The sequence below is a fragment of the Streptomyces sp. AgN23 genome (assembly GCF_001598115.1).
GTDB classification, from domain to species: domain Bacteria; phylum Actinomycetota; class Actinomycetes; order Streptomycetales; family Streptomycetaceae; genus Streptomyces; species Streptomyces antimycoticus.
Genome location: NZ_CP007153.1, coordinates 8511649 through 8529978, shown reverse-complemented (window position 1 = coordinate 8529978; position 18330 = coordinate 8511649). Strand labels below are relative to the sequence as shown.

At 70.5% G+C, this 18330-nt stretch carries 16 protein-coding genes and 2 pseudogenes; 4 read left to right on the top strand and 14 right to left on the bottom strand.

The window, feature by feature from the left end:
- Positions 1–23 precede the first annotated feature (23 nt).
- A complete protein-coding gene (locus AS97_RS37055; protein ID WP_079059619.1) occupies positions 24–671 on the bottom strand; it encodes a vitamin K epoxide reductase family protein in 648 nt (215 codons plus the stop codon).
- Between the two features lie 188 nt (positions 672–859).
- On the opposite strand from AS97_RS37055, the pseudogene AS97_RS37050 reads away from it, so the two are divergent.
- Together AS97_RS37050 and AS97_RS37045 are read left to right on the top strand one after the other, a co-directional pair.
- A pseudogene (locus AS97_RS37050) lies at positions 860–1146 on the top strand (ATP-binding cassette domain-containing protein); the annotation flags it as partial.
- A 3-nt stretch (positions 1147–1149) separates the two neighbouring features.
- Positions 1150–1448: pseudogene (locus AS97_RS37045) on the top strand (response regulator transcription factor); the annotation flags it as partial.
- 50 nt (positions 1449–1498) lie between these two features.
- Here AS97_RS37045 and hisS read toward each other — a convergent pair.
- Positions 1499–2761, bottom strand: a complete 1263-nt coding sequence (hisS, locus tag AS97_RS37040; RefSeq protein ID WP_059146796.1) for a histidine--tRNA ligase — start codon at positions 2759–2761, stop codon at positions 1499–1501.
- Positions 2762–2774: 13 nt separating this feature from the next.
- Entirely contained in the window at positions 2775–3491 is a 717-nt protein-coding gene (locus AS97_RS37035) for an MBL fold metallo-hydrolase (RefSeq protein ID WP_059146797.1), read from the bottom strand.
- A 152-nt stretch (positions 3492–3643) separates the two neighbouring features.
- Between AS97_RS37035 and AS97_RS37030 the strand changes: the two genes are divergently transcribed.
- Both AS97_RS37030 and AS97_RS37025 read left to right on the top strand, forming a co-directional pair.
- A complete protein-coding gene (locus AS97_RS37030; protein WP_059146798.1) occupies positions 3644–4510 on the top strand; it encodes a peptidylprolyl isomerase in 867 nt (288 codons plus the stop codon).
- 208 nt (positions 4511–4718) lie between these two features.
- The gene (locus AS97_RS37025) at positions 4719–5948 is read left to right on the top strand and encodes a DUF349 domain-containing protein (RefSeq protein WP_059146799.1); all 1230 of its coding nucleotides are present in this window, start codon (positions 4719–4721) and stop codon (positions 5946–5948) included.
- A gap of 114 nt (positions 5949–6062) precedes the next feature.
- Here AS97_RS37025 and AS97_RS37020 read toward each other — a convergent pair whose 3' ends face one another.
- The 11 genes from AS97_RS37020 to pdxS form a co-directional block, all read right to left on the bottom strand.
- Complete coding sequence (locus AS97_RS37020; protein ID WP_210566421.1) at positions 6063–8594, bottom strand: bifunctional (p)ppGpp synthetase/guanosine-3',5'-bis(diphosphate) 3'-pyrophosphohydrolase; 2532 nt, start codon at positions 8592–8594, stop codon at positions 6063–6065.
- A gap of 195 nt (positions 8595–8789) precedes the next feature.
- Positions 8790–9398, bottom strand: a complete 609-nt coding sequence (locus AS97_RS37015; RefSeq protein WP_282615708.1) for an adenine phosphoribosyltransferase — start codon at positions 9396–9398, stop codon at positions 8790–8792.
- A gap of 16 nt (positions 9399–9414) precedes the next feature.
- Positions 9415–10536 (bottom strand): protein translocase subunit SecF, encoded by a 1122-nt coding sequence (secF, locus tag AS97_RS37010; RefSeq protein ID WP_059146801.1) that lies wholly within the window; start codon positions 10534–10536, stop codon positions 9415–9417.
- Position 10537: 1 nt separating this feature from the next.
- Entirely contained in the window at positions 10538–12334 is a 1797-nt protein-coding gene (gene secD / locus AS97_RS37005; protein ID WP_059146802.1) for a protein translocase subunit SecD, read from the bottom strand.
- A 153-nt stretch (positions 12335–12487) separates the two neighbouring features.
- Positions 12488–13015, bottom strand: a complete 528-nt coding sequence (yajC, locus tag AS97_RS37000) for a preprotein translocase subunit YajC (RefSeq protein WP_210566420.1) — start codon at positions 13013–13015, stop codon at positions 12488–12490.
- Between the two features lie 223 nt (positions 13016–13238).
- Positions 13239–14327: a Holliday junction branch migration DNA helicase RuvB gene (gene ruvB / locus AS97_RS36995; protein ID WP_059146804.1), complete on the bottom strand. Its 1089-nt coding sequence runs from the start codon at positions 14325–14327 to the stop codon at positions 13239–13241.
- A gap of 67 nt (positions 14328–14394) precedes the next feature.
- Positions 14395–15015: a Holliday junction branch migration protein RuvA gene (ruvA, locus tag AS97_RS36990; protein ID WP_086710812.1), complete on the bottom strand. Its 621-nt coding sequence runs from the start codon at positions 15013–15015 to the stop codon at positions 14395–14397.
- Positions 15012–15617 carry a crossover junction endodeoxyribonuclease RuvC gene (ruvC, locus tag AS97_RS36985; RefSeq protein WP_086710813.1) on the bottom strand — a complete coding sequence of 202 codons (606 nt, stop codon included), beginning with the start codon at positions 15615–15617 and terminating at the stop codon, positions 15012–15014. Before ruvC ends, ruvA begins: the two co-directional genes overlap by 4 nt.
- 159 nt (positions 15618–15776) lie before the next feature.
- Positions 15777–16529, bottom strand: coding sequence for a YebC/PmpR family DNA-binding transcriptional regulator (locus tag AS97_RS36980; RefSeq protein ID WP_059146807.1), 753 nt, complete (start codon positions 16527–16529; stop codon positions 15777–15779).
- Positions 16530–16647: 118 nt separating this feature from the next.
- Entirely contained in the window at positions 16648–17268 is a 621-nt protein-coding gene (gene pdxT / locus AS97_RS36975) for a pyridoxal 5'-phosphate synthase glutaminase subunit PdxT (RefSeq protein ID WP_059146808.1), read from the bottom strand.
- A 90-nt stretch (positions 17269–17358) separates the two neighbouring features.
- Positions 17359–18279: a pyridoxal 5'-phosphate synthase lyase subunit PdxS gene (gene pdxS, locus AS97_RS36970; protein ID WP_014056223.1), complete on the bottom strand. Its 921-nt coding sequence runs from the start codon at positions 18277–18279 to the stop codon at positions 17359–17361.
- Between the last annotated feature and the right edge of the window lie 51 nt (positions 18280–18330).

The window sequence follows — 18330 nt, the reverse complement described above, 5'->3', positions numbered from 1 at the left end:
TAAAGATCATTTTGTTAGGAGTTCTAAGCAGTCCAGAAGTCCCACCAGCGGGTGAGGATCAGCATTCCGATGACCCCGATCCACATCACCGGGACCACCCAGTGGAACTCCATGAGCCCGCGCCGCAGCCCGTCGGGGGCGGGAAGGTATCCATGCTTGAGGTTGTGGCCGGTGACGTAGCAGAACATCACGATGGTGGCGACCCAGGCGAGGCAGCACCACAGGCACAGCGAGCCGATGACGTACAGCGACTCGTACTGCAGCCAGGTCACGAAGCCGACGCCGAAGAGCGTGCCCGCGTTGAAGGTCAGCCAGTACCAGCGCGGGAAGCGGGCCCCGGTCAGCAGGGACATGCCGACGCAGATCACGATGGAGTAGGCGACCAGGCCGAGCATCGGGTTCGGGAAGCCGAACGCGTGCGCCTGGTCGCTCTCCATGATGTTGCCGCAGGAGACGACGGGGTTGAGGCTGCAGCCGGGGGTGAAGACCTTACCGTCGGCCTTGTACTCGAGGATCTTGTTCTTGTCGATCGTGATGACCCAGGCGGCGAGGAGCCCGAGCGCACCGGTGATCACGAGCAGAAGGGCGAAGGCGCGGCTGCCCCCCGTCCCGGTCCGCACGCCCTCCCGCGCCTCACCGGACTCCACGTCGTCCATCACTGTCGTCGCCATACTCGCCGTCACTCGCCGTCCGTCGCTCTCCACCGTGTCCAGCCCCCTCGGGCACGGCCATTGTGCCGCACCCGCCCCGTCGTACGGCCCGCCTATCCAGGCCATGCCATGGTGCCCTGTCCCCCGTTCGGAGGACATAAGACGGGCTTCCCGGTCGTCCCCCTGTCCAGGGCGGCACCGTCACGCTCATGGATATGGCAGACGAAGCGATACGGGTGCGCGGATTGCGCAAGCGCTATGGCGCGGTGACCGCGCTGGACGGCGTTGACCTGGGCATCCGGCAGGGTGAGGTGTTCGGCGTCCTGGGGCCAACGGGGCGGGCAAGAGCACCACGGTGGAGATCCTCCAGGGCCATCGGAGCCGGGACGCGGGGGAGGTCACGGTGCTGGGCCGGGACCCCGCCTCCGGGGGACGGGAATGGCGTTCCCGGATCGGCATCGTTTGGCAGGATGAATCCACCCCGGCCGAGTTGACGGCCCGCGCCGAACTGGCCGAGGCCGTACGCTCCGCCGCTCGCGGCGAGACGGTCCTGGCCCCGTCCGTCGCCGCCCGGCTCATGGACCAGCTGTGCGACCGGCCCGAGCGCCCCGCCTCTCCGAGCGGGAGACGGCCGTGCTGCGGCTGGTCGCGCAGGGGCGCACCAACGCGGAGATCGGACGTCGTCTGTTCATCGGCGAATCGACGGTGAAGACCCATCTGCTGCGGGCCTTCGGCAAGTTGGGCGTGGCCGACCGCACCGCGGCGGTCACCAGCGCGATGCGGCTGGGGCTGCTGTAGGGGCCGCGAAAGGGGCCCGGGGAATCCCCGGGCCCCTCTTCGGGCGTCGCTCAGGCGAGGCGCGAGCGGATTGCCTCGACCACCTCGGCCAGGGGAACCGGCGCCTGCTCGCCGGACTCCATGTCCTTGAGCTGGACCACGTCCTGCGCGAGATCGCGCTCGCCCGCCACGATCGCGTAGCGCGCGCCGCTGCGGTTGGCCGCCTTCATCGCGGCCTTGAGGCCCTTGCCGCCATAGGCGAAGTCCGTGGCGACTCCCGCCGTGCGGAGCTGGCCGACCACGCCGAAGAGGACCTTCCGGGCCTCCTCCCCCAGCGGCACCGCGAAGACGCTGACGGCGTCGGGCAGGTTCAGCTCGATGCCCTCGGCCTCGAGCGCCAGCACCGTACGGTCGACTCCGAGCGCCCAGCCCACCGAGGGCAGCGCCGGGCCGCCGATCATCTCGGACAGCCCGTCGTAGCGGCCGCCGCCGCCGACCGCGGACTGCGAGCCCAGCCCGTCGTGGACGAACTCGAAGGTGGTGCGGGTGTAGTAGTCCAGGCCGCGCACCAGCTTCGCGTCGTCCTCGAAGGTCACGCCCCGCGCGGTGATCAGCTCGCGGACCTCCGCGTGGTACGCCTTGCACTCCTCGCACAGGTAGTCGCGCAGCAGCGGGGCGCCGGTCAGCTGCTCGCGCACCGCCTCGCGCTTGTCGTCCAGCACCCGCAGCGGGTTGATCTCGACGCGCGCCCGGGTGTCCTCGTCCAGGTCGAGGCCGCGCAGGAAGTCCTGGAGGGCGGTCCGGTAGACGGGGCGGCAGGTGGCGTCGCCCAGCGAGTTCAGCAGGATGCGGAAGTTCCGCAGCCCCAGCGAGCGGTACGCGTCGTGGGCCAGGATGATCAGCTCGGCGTCCAGGGCCGGGTCCTCGGCGCCGATCGCCTCCGCGCCGACCTGCGAGAAGTGGCGGTAGCGGCCCTTCTGCGGCCGCTCGTAGCGGTAGTACGAGCCCGAGTACCAGAGCTTGACCGGCAGGGATCCGGCCTTGTGCAGGTTGGCCTCCAGGGCGGCGCGCAGCACCGAGGCGGTGCCCTCGGGGCGCAGCGCGAGCTCGTCGCCGCCCTTGGTGGTGAGGGTGTACATCTCCTTGGTCACGATGTCGGTGGACTCGCCGACGCCGCGCGCGAAGAGCTCCACGTTCTCGAAACCGGGGGTCTCGATGTAGCCGTAGCCGGAGCGCTTGAGCGGTGCGGCAATCGCCTCGCGCACCGCCAGGTACGCCGCGGAGGCCGGCGGGATCAGGTCATACGTGCCCCGGGGGGCCTTGAAGGTGCTCAACGGAAGTCTCTCGTCACATTCCTCGTCGCGGAGCCGGGCGCTGCGCGCCGTCTCCGAGGCCGGCGGCCACCTCGCGCAGATACGGGTTGGTGGCGCGCTCACGGCCGATGCTGGTCTGGGGGCCATGGCCGGACAGCACCACGGTCGAGTCGTCGAGCGGCAGGACCACACGGGCCAGCGACTCGAGCATCTCGGCGTGATCGCCGCCGGGCAGATCGGTGCGTCCGATGGAGCCGGCGAAGAGCAGATCGCCCGAGAAGAAGACGGACGGGACGTCCGCCTGCTCGGGCATCCGGAAGGTCACCGACCCCTTGGTATGGCCCGGGGCGTGCGCGACGGTGAGCTCGAGACCGGCCAGCCGCAGCTCGGCGCCGTCGGCCAGCTCCTTGACGTCGTCCGGCTCGCCCACGGTGAGTTCGCCCATCAGCGGCATGCCGATGGAGCGTCCGAGGGCCTTCTCGGGGTCGCTCATCATGAAGCGGTCGGACGGGTGGATCCAGGCCGGTACGTCATGTGCGCCGCAGACCGGGACGACCGAGGCGACATGGTCGATATGGCCGTGGGTGAGGACGACGGCGACGGGCTTGAGCCGGTGCTTGGCGACCGCCTCCTCGACGCCTTGGGCCGCCTGATGGCCCGGGTCGATGATCACGCACTCCTCACCGGCGGCGGGGGCGACCAGATAGCAATTGGTCCCCCAGGCCCCGGCGGGGAACCCGGCAATGAGCACGATCGTCCTTAGAAGTCGTCCGGTGGAAGATTGTCAGCGGCTTCAGAGCCTACCGGCGGCGCCCCCACCACAGCGAACCCGTATACGGTACGGCCGAGCCCTCACGCACAACAGCAGGACACTGACGGCACACGCCTTGAGGAGACGACCCGGTGGTCAGTAACGAGCAGCGGCGGCGGCAACTCGCCCGGGAGAAGTACCTTCGCCAGCAGCAGCGGCGCGAATCCGCCCGGCACAAGACGCGCCAGCGCAATGTCGTGATCGCCGCCGTACTGGCCGTGGTCCTGGCCGGTGGCGGTGCCATCGCGGCGACGGGCGCGCTGTCCGGGAGCGACAAGGACAAGACGAAGGACGACGCCGCCGCGTCCGGCACCCCCTCGGCCGCCCCCACCAGCAAGGCGCCGGACCCCTGTGCCAAGGAGGCGAAGGCGGTCGCGGACAAGAAGCCGAAGAAGCTGTCGTGGAAGAAGGAGCCGGCGCTCACGGTCGACAAGTCGGCCTCCTACACGATGAAGCTGGAGACGACCTGCGGGGACATCTCCGTGGCCATGGACGCCGGGAAGGCGCCGCACACGGTCAACTCCTTCGGCTTCCTGGCGGGCAAGGGCTACTTCGACCACACCAAGTGCCACCGGCTGGTGAACTCGGGGATCTTCGTACTGCAGTGCGGTGACCCGCAGGGCACCGGCGCGGGCGGCCCCGGCTACACCCTGCCGGACGAGAACCTGAAGGACCCCTCGATCAAGGGCGGCAAGTACCCGGCCGGGACCGTCGCCATGGCCAACCAGTACAACCCGCAGACCAAGCAGGGCAAGAACACCGGCGGCAGCCAGTTCTTCCTGGTCTACAAGGAGAGCCAGCTCCCGCCGTACTACACGCCCTTCGGCACCGTGGACAAGGCCGGGATGAAGGTCCTGAAGAAGATCGCCGACGCCGGGGCCGGAGCCCCGGACCAGACGATGAACACCGCCCCCAACGCCAGCGTCGTGATCAACAAGGCGACGGTCGGCAAGTCCTGAGGTCGCCGACGCGCGTACTGCGAAATTTCGGTCGCGCAGGATACGGACAGCCGGGGCACCGGTCGCCTATGTTGGCGTTGTGCAGGGTGCCTGCCCCGGAGGCCGCCGCCCTGCCGTGAGACCGGCCAGGGCGCATCCCGGCCGGAAGAAACTGTGGACGATGCCGGCGGGCCGCGCGCCCGCCCCGGCATCATGTGGAGGAGGCGCTGTGAGCAGCGAGCCTTGGGGCCGCGTCGACGAGGCGGGGACCGTATACGTGCGGACGGCCGACGGTGAGCAGGTCGTCGGATCGTGGCAGGCGGGATCGCCGGAAGAGGCCCTCGCCTACTTCGAGCGCAAGTACGACGGTCTGGTCGTCGAGATCGGTCTCCTCGAGCGCCGGGTCAAGACCACCGATCTGTCGGCCAAGGACGCGACGGCGGCCATCGACCACATCCGGCACCAGGTCGACGAGCATCACGTGGTCGGCGATCTGGACGCGCTGAGGAAGCGGCTCGACAAGCTCGCCGGGGACGTCGAGGCGCGCCGCGAGCAGCGCAAGGCGGCCAAGGCGGTCCAGGCCGACGAGGCCCGCAGGGCCAAGGAGGACCTGGTCGCCGAGGCCGAGCAGCTGGCGGCCAGCGAGCAGTGGCGGGCGGCCGGGGAGCGGCTGCGCGCACTGGTGGATACCTGGAAGGGTCTGCCGCGCCTGGACCGCAAGACGGACGACGAGCTGTGGCACCGCTTCTCGCACGCCCGCTCGGCGTTCTCCAAGCGCCGCAAGGCGCATTTCGCGGCCCTGGACGCGCAGCGCGAGGAGGCCCGGCAGACCAAGGAGAAGCTGGTCGCCGAGGCCGAGGCGCTCTCCGGCTCCACCGACTGGGGTCCGACCGCGGCCCGGTACCGGGAGCTGATGGCGGACTGGAAGGCCGCGGGCCGTGCACAGCGCGAGGCCGAGGAGGACCTGTGGAACCGCTTCCGCGGTGCGCAGGACATCTTCTTCCAGGGGCGCAGCGAGGTCTTCGCGGAGCGCGACGCCGAGCAGCGGGAGAATCTCACCCGTAAGGAGGAGCTCGTCGTCGAGGCCGAGAAGCTGCTGCCGATCTCGGACCTGAAGGCGGCCCGCGCGGCCTTCCGGTCGGTCAACGAGCGGTGGGAGGCCATCGGCCATGTGCCGAGGGACGCCCGGGCCGGGATCGAGGGCCGGATCCACGCGGTGGAGCGCGCCATCCAGGAGGCCGAGGAGGCGGAGTGGCGGCGGACCAACCCCGAGGCGCGGGCGCGCGCCCAGGGGCTCACCGGTCAGCTGCAGGACGCCGTCGACAAGCTGCGTACCCAGATCGACGCGGCCCGCGCGGCGGGGAACCACGCGAAGGCCGACAAGCTCTCCAAGGAGCTCGAGGGCCGGCAGGCGCTGCTGGACCAGGCGCTGAAGGGTCTTCAGGAGTTCGGCGGCTGATGTCGATCCGCTGATCCGGCCGATACGACGGCGGCGGCCCCCGGTGCTGAGGCGCCGGGGGCCGCCGCCGTCGTATGTTCAGCTGTTTCAGCTGTTTCAGCTGTTTCAGCTGTTTCAGCGGGCGCGGGCCGAGGTGACCCGGTAGACGTCGTAGACGCCCTCGACGCCCCGTACGGCCTTCAGGACGTGGCCCAGGTGCTTGGGGTCGCCCATCTCGAAGGTGAAGCGCGAGGTGGCCACCCGGTCGCGGGAGGTCTGCACGGCCGCCGAGAGGATGTTGACGTGCTGGTCGGACAGCACGCGGGTGACGTCCGACAGCAGCCGGGACCGGTCCAGCGCCTCGACCTGGATGGCGACCAGGAAGACCGACGACTGGGTGGGCGCCCATTCGACGTCGAGGATGCGCTCGGGCTGCTGGGAGAGCGAGTCCACGTTGACGCAGTCGGCGCGGTGCACGGAGACGCCGCTGCCGCGGGTGACGAAGCCGATGATGGGGTCGCCGGGGACCGGCGTGCAGCAGCGGGCCAGCTTGACCCACACATCCTCGACGCCCTTGACCACGACGCCCGGATCGGCGCTGGAGCGCCGCTTGGTGCGGCGGATGGGCGGGGCGGTCTCGGCGATGTCCTCGTTGGCCGCCTCCTCGCCGCCGAGCGCCTGGACGAGCTTTTGCACCACGTTCTGCGCGGAGACATGGCCCTCGCCGATGGCGGCGTAGAGCGCGGAGATGTCCGGGTAGCGCATCTCATGGGCGAGGGTGACCAGTGAGTCCCCGGTCAGGATCCGCTGGATGGGCAGGTTCTGCTTGCGCATCGCCCGGACGATCGCGTCCTTGCCCTGTTCGATGGCCTCGTCGCGGCGCTCCTTGGAGAACCAGGCGCGGATCTTGTTACGGGCGCGGGGCGACTTGACGAAGCCCAGCCAGTCGCGGGACGGCCCGGCGCCCGCCGCCTTGGAGGTGAAGACCTCCACCAGATCGCCGTTGTCGAGGGTGGACTCCAGCGGCACCAGCCGCCCGTTGACCCGCGCCCCGATGGTGCGGTGGCCGACCTCGGTGTGCACGGCGTAGGCGAAGTCGACCGGGGTGGCCCCGGCCGGAAGCGCTATGACGTCGCCCTTGGGCGTGAAGACGAAGACCTCGTTGCGGGACAGGTCGAAGCGCAGGGACTCCAGGAACTCGCCCGGGTCCTCGGTCTCCTTCTGCCAGTCCAGGAGCTGCCGCAGCCACGCCATGTCGTTGATGGCGTCGTCCTTGCCCGCCTTACGGGGCACATCGGTGCGCACCTTGGAGGCGCCGGCCACCGCTTCCTGCTTGTACTTCCAGTGCGCGGCGATGCCGTACTCGGCGCGGCGGTGCATGTCGAAGGTGCGGATCTGCAGCTCGACCGGTTTGCCGCTGGGCCCGATGACCGTCGTGTGCAGCGACTGGTACATGTTGAACTTGGGCATCGCGATGTAGTCCTTGAACCGCCCGGGCACCGGGTTCCACCGCGCGTGGATGGTCCCGAGCGCCGCGTAGCAGTCGCGGACGGTGTCGACGAGCACCCGGATGCCCACCAGGTCGTAGATCTCGGCGAAGTCGCGGCCGCGCACGATCATCTTCTGGTAGACGGAGTAGTAGTGCTTCGGTCGGCCGGTGACGGTCGCCTTGATCCGCGCCGCCCGCAGATCGCCCTGGACCTGGTCGGTGACGACGGCCAGGTACTCGTCGCGCTTGGGGGCCCGCTCGGCGACCAGCCGCACGATCTCGTCGTACATCTTGGGGTAGAGGATCGCGAAGGCGAGGTCCTCCAGCTCCCATTTGATGGTGTTCATACCCAGGCGGTGGGCGAGCGGGGCGTAGATCTCGAGGGTCTCGCGGGCCTTCTTCTCCTGCTTCTCCCGCTTGAGGTAGCGCATGGTGCGCATGTTGTGCAGCCGGTCGGCCAGCTTGATGACCAGCACCCGGGGGTCCCGGGCCATGGCGACGACCATCTTGCGCACGGTCTCGGCCTGGGCCGCCTCGCCGAACTTGACCTTGTCCAGCTTGGTGACGCCGTCGACGAGCAGGGCGACCTGGTCGCCGAAGTCCCGGCGCAGGGTGTCCAGGCCGTACTCGGTGTCCTCGACGGTGTCATGCAGCAGCCCGGCCATCAAAGTGGCCGGATCCATACCCAGCTCGGCCAGGATCGTGGTCACCGCGAGGGGGTGGGTGATGTACGGATCGCCGCTCTTGCGCTTCTGGCCGCGGTGCCAGCGCTCGGCCACCTGGTACGCGCGCTCGATCTGGCGCAGCGTCGAGGCTTCCGCCTTGGGGTCGTTGGCGCGCACGATCCGCAGCAGCGGCTCCAGCACCGGGTTGTACGGGCTGGAGCGCTGGACGCCGAGGCGCGCCAGGCGGGCCCGGACGCGGTTGGACGAGCCGGAGCGGGGCGCGGGGCTCTGTACGGGGCGCGCGGGGGGCGTGGTGGCGGGCAGGTTGCTGGAGCGGCCCGTGGGGGGCTTCGGGCTCGTCTGCTCGGGGCCGCGCCGGACCGGGCTGTCGCCGCTGTTCTTGGGCACGCCGGAGGCCGCCGTCGGTTCGGCGGCGGTGGGCGCGTCCGGCTGTGCGGAGGGGGTTCCGCCCGGACGGACTTTGGGCGAGAGCGGCTGGGCCTCGTCTGGCAAGAGCACTCCTCAAGCGGTCCGGACCTCGAAAGGTCAGGCTGCCATGGTATCGATCCCGCCACTCCGCTTGCCTGCCGACCGCCAAGCCGGGCATGACGGGGGCATGTGGCGGCATGACGGAGGGCGGGGACCGGCGGTGCGCGGTCCCCGCCCTCCGGCGGTCTCTCGGCCCGGTGTGCGGGCCCGTGACCCGGCTCAGACCGTGATCAGGGCCTCCAGCGGGGCGCTGTCGAGCGCGGCCAGCAGACGGCCGCGGCCGTCGAGGAAGCCGAGCTCCAGCAGCACGGCGACCCCGGCGATCTGGGCGCCGGCCCGCCGGATGAGCCGCAGGGACGCCTCGGCGGTGCCGCCGGTGGCCAGTACGTCGTCGATCACCAGGACCCGGTCTCCGGGCTCCAGCGCGTCGGCGTGTATCTCGATCTCGGCGGTGCCGTACTCCAGCTCGTACGCCTGGCCGAGGGTCGCCCCGGGGAGCTTGCCGGCCTTGCGGACCGGTACGAAGCCGATTCCGGCGCGGACGGCGGCCGGGGCGGCGAGGATGAAGCCGCGGGCCTCCAGGCCCACCACCTTGTCCGCCCGGTGCCGGACGCACAGCTCGGCGAGCGCCTCGGTGAGCGCGCCGAAGGCGGCGGCGTCGGCGAGCAGCGGGGTGATGTCCTTGAACATCACGCCCGGCCTGGGGTGGTCCGGCACGTCCTGGATCCGGCTGAGGAGCAGCGTGCGCAGCTCCTCGGCGGCGGCCGCGCCGGATCCGTCGGGCCTGCCGTCGGGACTATCTGCCGCGGTCTTCGTCGTCTCGGTCATCCTCGGGCTCCCCCGCTCATCGCCGCTTGCCGGACGGCCGGCCGCGCCCCCGGTTACGGGAGGCGGGCTGGCGGCGCTGGCCGACGACCCCGGCGGGGGCCGCGGCGGCGTCCTCAAGGTCGGGGGCCCCCTCCTCGTCGGACGCCGAGTCGGCGGCCTCGGCCTTGGCGGTCGCGGCGCGCTTGGCCTTGACCCGCTTGGCGAGCGCCTTCATCTTCGGGTCGCGCTCCTTCAGATCGGCGACCAGCGGGGTCGCGATGAAGATCGAGGAGTACGCACCGGCGGCGAGGCCGACGAAGAGCGCCAGGGAGATGTCGTTGAGCATGCCGGCGCCGAGCAGACCGCCACCGATGAACAGCAGTGCGCCGACCGGCAGCAGCGCCACGATCGTGGTGTTGATGGACCGCACCAGGGTCGAGTTGAGGCTGCGGTTGGCGATTTCGCTGTAGGTGAAGCGGGTCTGCTTGGTGAGGTCCTTCGACGCTTCCTTGAGACCGTCGAAGACCACGACGGTGTCGTAGAGCGAATAGCCGAGGATCGTCAGCAGACCGATCACGGTGCCCGGGGTGACCTCGAAGCCGACCAGTGCGTAGACACCGACGGTGATGGTGAGGTCGTGGATCAGGGCGATCAGGGCGGCCACTGCCATCCGCCACTCGAAGGCGATGGCGAGATAGATCACCACCAGCACCATGAAGATCGCCAGACCCTGCCATGCCTTGCTGGCGATCTGCTCGCCCCAGCTCGGGCCGACCAGCTGAGTGTCGATCTTGCCGGTCTCGACGCCCAGCTTCTTGGCGAGGTTCTCCTGGACCGGCAGGGCTTCCTTGGTGCCCAGCTCGCTGATCTGGATGCGCAGGCCGCCCCGGCCGAGCTCCTGGACCACGACGGTGTGGCCGCCGGACGCGTCCTCCGCCGTCTGGCGCAGGTCGGAGGCCGAGACCTTGGTGTTCGGGGTGGTGAAGACCGCGCCGCCGGAGAACTCGATGCCCATGTTCAGGCCGCGCACCGCCAGGCCCACGATGGCCGTGATGGTGATCAGTATCGAGATGCCGTACCAGATCTTCCGCTTGCCGACGAAGTCGTAGCCGACCTCGCCTCGGTAGAGCCTGGCGCCGAGAGTGCCGAGTCGCGACATCTCACGCCTCCTTCGTGTCGGCGGGGCCGGGGGCGGCGGGACGGCGACGGCGCAGCGGCGGCGTGACCCCGAGACGCTTGGGGTCCAGTCCGGACCACGAATGGCCGTTGCCGAAGAACGGGCGGCGGGCGAGGATCGTCATCAGCGGCTTGGTGAAGAGGAACACCACGGCGACGTCGAGCAGCGTGGTGAGCCCCAGGGTGAAGGCGAAGCCCTGCACCTTGCCGACGGTGACGATGTAGAGCACCGCGGCGGCCAGGAACGACACGAAGTCCGACACCAGGATGGTGCGCCGGGCCCGCGGCCAGCCGCGCTCGACGGCGGGGCGCAGCGAGCGGCCCTCCCGGATCTCGTCGCGGATCCGTTCGAAGTAGACGATGAACGAGTCCGCGGTGATACCGATGGCCACGATCGCACCGCAGACCGCCGGCAGGTTCAGCGCGAAGCCGATACCCGGGCCGAGCAGCACCATGATCGTGTACGTCAGGATCGCGGAGACACCGAGGCTGGCCATGGCCACGAGGGCGAGACCGCGGTAGTAGACGACCAGGTAGATCACGACGAGCGCGAGGCCGATGGCACCGGCGACCAGACCGGCGTCCAGCTGCTCACCGCCGAGCGCGGCGGAGACGGTGGTCTCGTCCGCGATGTCGAAGGACAGCGGGAGGGCACCGTAGGACAGCACGTTGGCCAGGTCCTCGGAGCTCTGCTGGGTGAAACCGCCGGAGATGGTGGCCCGGCCGCCGGTGATGGCGCCCTGGGTGACCTCGGGGTCGGAGACGACCTCGCCGTCCAGGACGATCGCGAAGCGGTTCTGCGGGGACTGCTTGGTGGTGAGCTCGCCGGTGGTCTTGGCGAACTTCTTGGAGCCCTTGCCGTTGAAGTCGAGCTGGACGATCCAGCCCGCTCCGTTCTGGCTCTCGAAGACCGCGGAGGCGTCGTCCACGTCGGTGCCCTCGACCTCGGAGGGGCCGAGGACGAACTTGGCGTCGCCCTTCTCGCTGCAGGCCAGCACGGGGTCGCTCGGCTTGGCGTTGGCCGCCTTGTCGGCGGCCGCGGCCCGTGCGGCCGGCTTGGTGCAGTCCAGGGCCGCGAACTGCTTGGCCAGGTCCTCCTGGCTGGTGGAGCCCTTGGGGCTCTTGGACGGGTCGGGCTTCGAGGTGTTCGACGGCGAGGCGGTCTCGCTGGGCTTCTTGTCGGCCTTCAGCCCCTCGGAGAGGGCCCGCCCCTGGGTGCTGGGGCTGGCGGAGGAGGATGAGGAAGCCGACGAGGAGGCCGAGGGTGTGCCGGACGGCTTGCCGCCCTTGTCGTCGCCCTTGTCATTGCCCTTGCCGCTGGCGCTGCCGGACGGGCTGGGGGTGGAGCTGGGCTGCTCAGGGGTCTTCTGGCCGCTGGTGGTCGTGGTCACCGGCCGGAAGTAGAGCTGGGCGGTGGTGCCGACCTGCTGCCGGGCCTGCTTCGCGTTCGTCCCCTTGGGGATGTTCACGATGATGTGCTTCTCGCCCTGCGTCTGGACCTCGGCCTCGGACACACCCAGACCGTTGACCCGCCGCTCGATGATGCTCACGGCGGTGTTCATGTTGTCCGTGTTGATCGCGTTGGGCTTGCCCGGTTGGTTCTTTGCCTCCAGCGTGAAGCTGGTGCCGCCCGCGAGATCGATACCCAGTCGCGGCGTGGTGTGACCGGAGACGAACATGCCTCCGGTCAGCGCCACGATGGCGATCAGGATGACGGCCAAGGCGCGCCCGGGCCTGCCCTGTGACCCGGAGGACCTGCGGCCCTTCTTCGGTGCTGCCACCTTCTCGTATCTCCCTGTCCAACCGCCCCGCATCGGGGTGTGCGCGGAGCGGCCACGAAGTCTTGTGGGGACGAGCCCCCGCCGGAGCCTAGACCGTTCAGGGAACCGCGGCGCACCAAGCGGGGGCGCGCCGCGGTTTCCCGGATGTCGGACTTACTTCGCGTCGGTGCCGCCGTCCCGCTTCTCGTCCTCGGAGGTGCTCGCCGCGGCGGCTTCGTCCTTGCCGAGGTCGATCTTCTTGACGTCCGTCTTTCCGGCCTTCTCGTCCGCCTCGTCGGCCGCGTCGGCCTTGTCGGCGGAGGAGTCGCCATCACCGGTGTCGGCGGCCTCGGCGGCCTCGGTCAGCGAGGAGGCGTCGTCGGGAACGACAGGGGTCTCGTCGGCGTCCTCGTCGGGGTCGATGCCGTGCACGATGCGGTTGTACTCGGCGTCGTCCAGGACGGCTCCCACCGCGTTCTTCGCGTAGATCGCGTGCACGCCGGGGGCCACCTCGAGGAGGACCGTGTCGTCGTGGACCTCCTTGACCGTCGCGTACATGCCACCAATGGTCCGCACGCCGGTGCCCGGGTGCATGTCATTGCGCATCTGCTGGGCCTGGCGCTGCTTGTTCTTGGCCGATCGCGTCATCAGGAACATGGCCCCGATGAGCACGATGAACGGCAGGAGAGTCACGATATTCACGGGACGGAAATTCCTTCGCACGACCGCGGGGAGCGGCCTGGTCTACGGGGGTGGGTATACCGCACGGTGAGCGGACGGCATACGGACGGCATCGGCGGAGTCTAAGCGAGCCCACGCCAATGGAACAACGCCCGGCGCGGTACCGGGGTTCCAGACCCCGCCATTATTGGTCCTCTACGCCATGATGCCGGGTAAGCGCGCGCTTATGCCTCGGGACGGCCCGTCATGCCTCGAAGAGCCCCGCCTGGCCGCCGCCGGCGGTCTGCGGCGGCGGGGTCAGCCCCAGATGGGCCCAGGCCGCCGGGGTGCCGATCCGCCCCCGGGGCGTACGGGCCAGCAGCCCCTCCCGGACCAGGAAGGGCTCGGCGACCTCCTCGACCGTCTCGCGCTCCTCCCCCACCGCGACCGCCAGGGTCGACAGGCCCACCGGGCCGCCGCCGAACAACTTGAGCAGCGCGCTGAGCACCGCCCGGTCCAGCCGGTCCAGGCCGCGCTCGTCCACGTCGTACACGGCGAGGGCGCTGGCGGCGATCTCGCGCGTGATCACGCCGTCGGCCTTGACCTGGGCGTAGTCCCGCACCCGGCGCAGCAGCCGGTTGGCGATCCGGGGGGTGCCGCGGGAGCGGCCCGCGATCTCGGAGGCGCCCTCGGCGTCGATGGTCACATCGAGCAGCCCGGCGGAGCGGTGGATGACCCGCTCCAGCTCGGCCGGGGCGTAGAACTCCATATGGCCGGTGAAGCCGAAGCGGTCGCGCAGCGGGGGCGGCAGCAGCCCGGCCCGGGTGGTGGCCCCGACCAGCGTGAACGGCGGCAGCTCCAGCGGGATGGCGGTGGCCCCGGGCCCCTTGCCGACGATGACGTCGACGCGGAAGTCCTCCATCGCCATGTACAGCATTTCCTCGGCGGGCCGGGACATCCGGTGGATCTCGTCCAGGAAGAGCACCTCGCCCTCGGCGAGGGAGGAGAGGATCGCGGCCAGATCGCCGGCGTGCTGGATGGCGGGGCCGGAGGTGATCCGGATCGGGGCGGCCATCTCAGCGGCGATGATCATGGAGAGGGTGGTCTTGCCCAGTCCGGGCGCGCCGGAGAGCAGCACATGGTCGGCGGTGCCACCGCGCTGCCGGGCCGCCTTGAGCACCAGATCCAGCTGCTCGCGCACTCGCTCCTGCCCGACGAACTCGCCGAGGTCCTTCGGGCGCAGCGCGGCCTCCACCGCCTGGTCGTCGCCGTCGGCGTCGGCGCCCACCAGCCTGCCGCCCGGGCCGGGCGGGGCGTCGTCGGCGGTGGCCGATGGGGTCTCGTCCCAGTTCACTGCGTTTCGCCTCGCGATGTCGTCTGGAGTGGTGCCGCCGGTCGCGGCCTGCCGCGGCCGCGGTGGCTCACCGGGTGCGGTTCAGGGTCTGCAGGGCGGCCCGCAGCAGCTGAGCCACCTGGGGCTTGCCGCCCGCGGCCACCGCCTCCTCGGCCTGCGGGGTGACGGCGGCCACCGCCTCGTCGGCCTCCCGGGTGGCGTAGCCGAGGCCGACCAGCGCGGTGTGCAGCTGGTCGCTCCAGCCGGGGGCGGCCGCGGTGCGGGCGCCGGGCACGGCGGAGCCGAGCGGCTCGCCGAGCCGGTCCTTGAGCTCCAGCAGCAGCCGCTGCGCCCCCTTCTTGCCGATGCCGGGGACGGCGGTGAGCGCCTTCTCGTCCCCGGTGGACACCGCGAGCCGCAGCGCGTCCGGGGAGTGCACCGCCAGCATGGCCTGGGCCAGCCGGGGGCCGACCCCGCTGGCGGTCTGGAGCAGCTCGAAGACCTGGCGCTCGTCGTCGTCGGCGAAGCCGTAGAGGGTCAGCGAGTCCTCACGGACGACGAGGGAGGTGGCCAGCCGGGCCTGCTGGCCGACGCGCAGCCCGGCCAGGGTGGCGGGGGTGCACTGGAGCGCCATCCCGATCCCGCCGACCTCGATCACGGCGGTGTCCGGGGCGACGGCCGCCACCGGACCGGAGACGAACGCGATCATGAGATACGGCCTTTCGTGGTGCGCGCGGCGCTCGTGGGGCGGGCGGTACTCGCGGCGCTGGGGTTATTCGTGGTGCGAGCGCGGTTCGTGCTGCGGTGGGCGGCGACGGCCTGCTGGAGGCGGTTGGTCGCGGGGGCCCGCCAGATATGGCAGATGGCGAGCGCCAGGGCGTCCGCCGCATCGGCCGGCTTGGGTGGTGCGTCCAGCTTCAGCAGCCGGGTCACCATCGAGCCGACCTGCGCCTTGTCGGCGCGCCCGGATCCGGTCACGGCCGCCTTGACCTCGCTGGGGGTGTGCAGCGCGACCGGCAGCCCGCGGCGGGCCGCGCACAGCATCGCGACGGCGCTGGCCTGGGCGGTGCCCATGACGGTGCGCACATTGTGCTGGCTGAACACCCGCTCCACGGCGACGAATTCGGGCCGGTGGGCGTCCAGCCACTCCTCCATGCCGCGCTCGACAAGGACGAGCCGGTCGCCGATCGCGAGGTCCGCCCCGGTCCGGATGACGCCGACGCCGAGCATCCGCAGCGGGCGCCCCGCGACCCCCTCGACCACGCCGACACCGCACCGGGTCAGCCCCGGGTCCACGCCCAGCACGCGCACCGCGCCCCTCCCCTCACCGCTGCTTCGGTCACCTGTTCCTGCAGGCTAGCGGCTGCCGCCGACAACACCGGCGCGGACAACGCCAACGGGCCGGTGGGGTGATGCCCCGCCGGCCCGTCGGCGTTGGCCGAAGGCGTTGACCGCCGCGCCGATCCGCCGTCAGGCGTCCACCTTGGCCATGACCTCGTCGGAGACGTCGAAGTTGGCGAAGACGTTCTGCACGTCGTCGCTGTCCTCGAGAGCGTCGATCAGCTTGAAGATCTTGCGCGCGGCGTCCTCTTCGAGCTCGACCTGCATCGTGGGCACGAAGTTGGCCTCGGCCGAGTCGTAGTCGATGTCCGCCTCCTGGAGGGCGGTACGGACCGCGACCAGGTCGGTGGCCTCGCTGATCACCTCGAAGGACTCACCGAGGTCGTTGACCTCCTCGGCGCCCGCGTCCAGGACCGCGCCCAGCACGTCGTCCTCGCCGAGCTCGCCCTTGGGGACGATGACGACGCCCTTACGGTTGAACAGGTACGACACGGAGCCCGGGTCGGCCATCGAGCCGCCGTTGCGCGTCATCGCGACGCGGACGTCGGAGGCCGCGCGGTTGCGGTTGTCGGTCAGGCACTCGATGAGCACGGCCACGCCGTTGGGGCCGTAGCCCTCGTACATGATCGTCTCGTACTCGGCGCCACCGGCCTCGAGACCGGCACCGCGCTTGACCGCGCTGTCGATGTTCTTGTTCGGAACCGACTGCTTCTTCGCCTTCTGGATGGCGTCGAAGAGCGTCGGGTTGCCCTCCGGGTCGGAACCGCCCATCCGGGCCGCAACCTCGATGTTCTTGATCAGCTTCGCGAAGAGCTTGCCGCGCTTGGCATCGATCACGGCCTTCTTGTGCTTCGTCGTAGCCCATTTAGAGTGGCCGGACATCCGCCTGTCTCCTTCGCGTAACCCATTGCTGTACGAACGCCTGAGATCCTACCGGGATCGGCTCGGCCCGCGGCGTGGACCAGCCCTCCCGTCTCCCCCCACCACCCTCAACCGAGCGCTACGCGGGCCGCACCATTTCCACAAAGAGCTTGTGCACCCGGTGGTCACCCGTCAGCTCGGGGTGGAACGAGGTCGCCAGGACATTGCCCTGCCGGACGGCGACGGTGTGCCCGTCGAACGTCGCGAGCACCTCGGCACCGCCGCCCACGGACTCGACCCACGGCGCGCGGATGAAGACCCCCTCGACCGGACCGCCGTCGATGCCCTCGATGTCGACCCGGGCCTCGAAGGACTCGTTCTGACGGCCGAAGGCGTTGCGGCGCACGATCATGTCGATGCCGCCGATGGTCTCCTGGTCGTCCCGGCCGTCGAGGATCTTGTCCGCGAGCATGATCATGCCCGCGCACGTACCGTACACGGGCATTCCGGCCCGGACCCGCTCGCGCAGGGGCTCCAGCAGCCCGAAGATGACCGCCAGCTTGGACATGGTGGTCGACTCGCCCCCCGGGATCACCAGGGCCTCGACCTCGGCGAGCTCCTCGGGACGGCGGACCTGCCGGGGCGTGGCCCCGGCCGCGGTGAGCGCGGCGAAATGCTCGCGGACATCGCCCTGGAGGGCGAGCACGCCGATCACGGGCGCGCCGGGGGTGGAGGTGGACGAAGTGGACGACGTAGTCACGGAAGCGAAGACCTCTCGAACGTCAGGAGCACCACGCGCCGGGCCGGGACGCCGGGCGCGTGGTGCCATGTGGTGCCGTGCGGGCGCCGGTTACCAGCCGCGGCTGGCGTAGCGCTCGGACTCGGGGAGGGTGTCGCAGTTGATGCCGACCATGGCCTCGCCGAGGTCCCGGGACGCGTCCGCAATGACCTTGGGGTCGTCGTAGAACGTGGTGGCCTTCACGATCGCGGCGGCGCGCTTGGCCGGGTCGCCCGACTTGAAGATGCCGGAGCCCACGAAGACGCCCTCGGCGCCCAGCTGGCGCATCAGCGCGGCGTCGGCCGGGGTGGCGACACCACCGGCGGAGAACAGCACCACCGGCAGCTTGCCGGTCTGCGCGATCTCGGCGACCAGCTCGTACGGAGCGCGGATCTCCTTGGCGGCCGCGTAGAGCTCGTGGTTGTCCAGGCCGCGCAGGCGGGCGATCTCGCCCTTGATCTGACGCAGGTGGCGGACCGCCTCGACGACGTTGCCGGTGCCGGCCTCGCCCTTGGAACGGATCATGGCCGCACCCTCGGCGATCCGGCGCAGGGCCTCGCCCAGGTTGGTGGCTCCGCAGACGAACGGGGTGGTGAAGGACCACTTGTCGCTGTGGTTGACCTCGTCGGCCGGGGTCAGGACCTCGGACTCGTCGATGTAGTCGACGCCGAGCGACTGCAGTACCTGCGCCTCGACGAAGTGGCCGATCCGCGACTTGGCCATGACCGGGATGGAGACGGCGCCGATGATGCCCTCGATCATGTCCGGGTCGGACATCCGGGCCACGCCGCCGTCCTTACGGATGTCGGCAGGCACCCGCTCGAGTGCCATGACCGCGACGGCACCGGCGTCCTCGGCGACCTTGGCCTGCTCGGGGGTGACGACGTCCATGATCACGCCACCCTTGAGCTGCTCGGCCATACCGCGCTTGACGCGGGCGGTGCCGGTCGCGGGGGCGTCGGAGTTGGGCGTGCTGGCGGGCGTGATGGACACGGTTTGACCTCACTCGATAATGAAAAGTGCGATGAGCCCATCGTAGGGCCG

What these genes read in the sequence shown, in the direction of transcription:
- AS97_RS37015 (WP_282615708.1), bottom strand. Translation starts at nt 9,398, where the DNA reads ATGACCGAGACGACGAAGACCGCGGCAGATAGTCCCGACGGCAGGCCC.
- AS97_RS36980 (WP_059146807.1), bottom strand. Translation starts at nt 16,529, where the DNA reads ATGTCCGGCCACTCTAAATGGGCTACGACGAAGCACAAGAAGGCCGTG.
- AS97_RS37055 (WP_079059619.1), bottom strand. Translation starts at nt 671, where the DNA reads ATGGCGACGACAGTGATGGACGACGTGGAGTCCGGTGAGGCGCGGGAG.
- ruvA (WP_086710812.1), bottom strand. Translation starts at nt 15,015, where the DNA reads ATGATCGCGTTCGTCTCCGGTCCGGTGGCGGCCGTCGCCCCGGACACC.
- secF (WP_059146801.1), bottom strand. Translation starts at nt 10,536, where the DNA reads ATGTCGCGACTCGGCACTCTCGGCGCCAGGCTCTACCGAGGCGAGGTC.